Origin of the sequence: Gordonia sp. (in: high G+C Gram-positive bacteria), from assembly GCF_049299075.1 — a bacterium.
GTDB lineage: Bacteria > Actinomycetota > Actinomycetes > Mycobacteriales > Mycobacteriaceae > Gordonia.
Genome location: NZ_JBAQWU010000020.1, coordinates 1 through 3,473 on the forward strand (window position 1 = coordinate 1; position 3,473 = coordinate 3,473).

General features: G+C 68.6%; 3 protein-coding genes. 1 reads left to right on the plus strand and 2 read right to left on the minus strand.

Annotated features, from left to right (window positions below):
* The first annotated feature begins 11 nt into the window (after positions 1-11).
* On the plus strand, positions 12-146 hold the full coding sequence (locus WAW85_RS00805; RefSeq protein WP_422557771.1) for a hypothetical protein: 135 nt from the start codon (positions 12-14) through the stop codon (positions 144-146).
* A 25-nt stretch (positions 147-171) separates the two neighbouring features.
* Here WAW85_RS00805 and WAW85_RS00810 read toward each other — a convergent pair whose 3' ends face one another.
* Both WAW85_RS00810 and WAW85_RS00815 read right to left on the minus strand, forming a co-directional pair.
* Positions 172-2,979 carry a family 78 glycoside hydrolase catalytic domain gene (locus tag WAW85_RS00810; protein WP_422557769.1) on the minus strand — a complete coding sequence of 936 codons (2,808 nt, stop codon included), beginning with the start codon at positions 2,977-2,979 and terminating at the stop codon, positions 172-174.
* 45 nt (positions 2,980-3,024) lie between these two features.
* On the minus strand, positions 3,025-3,473 hold a 449-nt coding region (locus WAW85_RS00815), incomplete at its 5' end, for a hypothetical protein (RefSeq protein ID WP_422557770.1).

Genomic DNA, 3,473 nt, shown 5'->3' on the forward strand with positions numbered 1-3,473 from the left:
TGGCTGGCCCGATCGCACAGCGCCTCGGTGTCGTCGATGTCCGGATCGACCTGGTTTCCGGACCGGTCGCGGTCCGCGCACGGCAACTCGACCCGGCCGATGCCGCACAACTCCTGGACTGGCTGCAGGCCCGCCGCGGAGCCTGAGCCGGTTCCCCGGACCGCGGATCGACTACAGCTTCTGCAGTCGGTCGTCGATCTGCTGCAGGATCGGTCCCGGTACGAACTTCAGGGCCCGCACCAGCGGGTAGGTACTCACCCACACCGTGTCGGAGCTGATCGCCTCGGCGCGTTCGGGCACCAGCTCCGTGACCGCCGTCATCAGGCAACTGTAGGCGCGCGGATCGTCGATGATGTCGCCCAGGGTCGAACGCAACGAGAAGGGCCCGCCTGCTGGCCGCTTGGGTGCGGCGAACTGCCACGAGTGTTCGCCCGAACCGACGGTCACTGCCGCGCAGCCCGGCAACTCGACGAGCGCCGTCACATTGGCTGGCACCGTGGCTCGGACGGTCACCGTGTCCTGGGCATCGCGCGTCCAGTGCACCTCCGCCAGGCCGTACGGGGTCAGCTGCCGCGAGCGCGCGTGGTCGAGCCCATCGAGCGGACGGGGCGCGATCCGTAGTTGCCGGTAGCCCGGCGCGGCCGGGGCGAGTCCGGCCACCGTTCGGTGCATCCAGTCGACGATGCTGCCGAAGGTGTAGTGATTGAACGAGGTCATTTCACCGGGATTGATCGTCCCGTCCGGGCGCAGCGAATCCCAGCGCTCCCAGATCGTCGTCGCACCCATCGTCACCGGGTACAGCCATGATGGGCACTGAGTCTGCAGCAGCAGGCGCTCGGCCGCGGCCATCTGGCCGGTGGCCGAGAGCGCATCGCCGATGATGGCCGTGCCCACGAAGCCGGTAGAGATGCGGTAGCCGCTGCGCCGGATCAACTCGGCGAGCCGGTCGCCCATCCGCTGCCGTTGCGGCGGGTCGGTGACCAGATCAAAGACGAGGGCGAGGGCGTATCCGGTGGGTGCGTCGCTCATCATCCGACCGGCCGGGGTGACGAAGGTGTCACAGAAGGCCCTCCGCGTGCGTTCGTGCAACGCCGCGTAGTGGTGGGATTGTTCGTCGTCCCCGACCATGGCGCACGCGCGCGCGACCAGTTGCAGGGATTTGGCCAAGTAGGCGGTGGCGACGATATCGTGGTCGACTTTGGTTCGTCCGGGGTCCTCGGGCGGGGCGTCCGGGTCGAGCCAGTCGCCCAGTTGCGGCGTGCCCTGCCACACTCCGCTGTCGCCCGCCACCGCCAGTACCGATTCGACCCAGGCGATCATGCTCGGCAATTGATCGCCCACCACGCCCGCATCACCGTAGCGGTCGTACAGCACCGACGGTACGACGGTGGCCGCGTCCCCGTATTCGGCGAAGCGCAGCGCATCGGCGAGGTGCGGAAGGCATTCGGGCACCATCATCGGCACATTTCCGTCGAGTCTGCGTTGCTCGGCCGCCAGATCGCGCAGCCACGACGACAAGAAGGCGTCGGCATCGACCAGCGTGGTCATCGACGGGGCGAACAGTTGGAGATCGCCGGTGAAACCCATGCGCTCGTCCCGCTGCGGGCAGTCCATCGGAATCGACAGGGTATCGGCCCGCAGGGTCCACAGCACGTTCTCGTGCATGCGATCGAGCATTGGGTGTGAACTGTCGAACCAGGCCCGCCTGGGGAGATCACTGTGCACAGCGACCGCCTCGATGTCAGCCGGGTCGAGTTCGCCGGGCCACCCGTCTATCTGCACGTAGCGGAAGCCGTACGAGCTGAATCTGGACTCGAGGAGATTCTCTCCGTCAACCAGATCGAATGTCGCCTTCTGCTCGGCGAACCGCAGGGGGCGCAGGGCGAGTTCGCCGCCGTCGAGGACCTCCGCATGCCGGACCACGATGCGATCGCCGGCCGCACCGGTCACCCGCATCCGGACTCGGCCGCCCAGGTTCTGGCCGAAGTCGACGATGGTGGCGCCCGACGGCGCGGTGAGCACGGCGGCGACGGGCACGCGGGCGCCACGCCGGATCGGTGGCGAGATACGTGCCTGCGGGACTGGAACGTTCTCGTAGCCGGGCAATGCATTCGCGCCGATGCGGGCCGGCGCCCAACTGCTGGCGTCGTAGCCGGGCGCGGACCACCCGGTGTGGTGCCGGCGCAGGTCTTGGTGCTCACCGGCGTAGAGGCCACTGGATACGACGGGCCCCTCGGCACTGGTCCACCAGCTGGCCCCGGTGGCCGCGACAGTGACTACCTCATCGTCGGTGTACTCCACCCGCAGCTGGGCCAGGAAGCTGGGCTGGTCGCCGAAAACCCGTTTCGCCTGCCCGTAGTAGCCGTACTTCTCGGTGTACCAGCAGCCGGCCAGGGTGGCCGCCAGGACGTTCTGGCCGGTACCCACCAGATCGGTGATGTCGACCGTCTCATGCACCAGCCGGTCCCGATAGGACGTCCAGCCGGGGGAGAGGACATCGTCGGACACGGACTGGCCGTTAACTTCTGGTTCGGCGACACCGAGCGCAGTCCAGAAGAGCGTGACCCGGCGGATCGGTCGGTCCAGGACGAACGAGGTCCGCAACAGCACCGGTTGTGCGTCCACGGTGGGTGCAGCCAGTCCGATCGGTTGGGCGACCCATTCTCCTGGAGCGAGCGCACCGCACTCGACGATCAGCGGTTCACTCCATTCGGTCTGCGCGCCGTCCACCGAGCGCACCCGCACCTGGACGCCGTGCCGTCGGCCCAGTGTGAGGGGCGCGAACGGCCACGGCACCAGGACCGAATCCGCGCCGCCGACGGTGATCTCCGCATCGTCGCACCGCAGGTCCACGGACTCCTGTCGCCAGTCCTCGGCGGCGTCGGCGACCGTCCAGGTCAGCCGCGGGGTAGCTACGGCGACCACGCCGGTGTCGGTACGCAGTTCGGCGGTCAAGCGGGCGATCGTGGGAACGGTCATGATCTCTCCGGTGAGGCTGGGCGCCGGGCGGCACGGGGCGGGTGGTCAGTGGGTCGATCGGTAGCCGATCGAGGCGACGCGGATCGGTGCACGCAAGGCGCGCACCCCGAAGACTCGGCCGAGGAATCCGCCGGCCACCTCGGTCGAGAGCAGCCGACCGTCGATGCTGTCGACCTCCACCAGACCGGCTTCGGTCCGAGCCGACAGCACCACCCGGTCGGGTCCCGCATTCAATCGGCCCGCCGCGGGCCACGGCGCCGAGCGCAGTCGCAGAGCCTGTAGCGGGGAGGTCAACCGTACGGTGTTCAGGAGGTGGTCGCGTCCGGCGATGCGGTGATGCACTTCGATCCGATCGTGCCAGGCACGGATCTCCACCCAGTTGTCGTCGTCGATGCGCAGTTGCCACGCGATGGCGCCCGATTCCCCGGGGGCGCTGTCGACGTGCATGTCGGCGATCCAGGCTTCGTCGCGTGCGCGGGCACACAGTCCGGGCC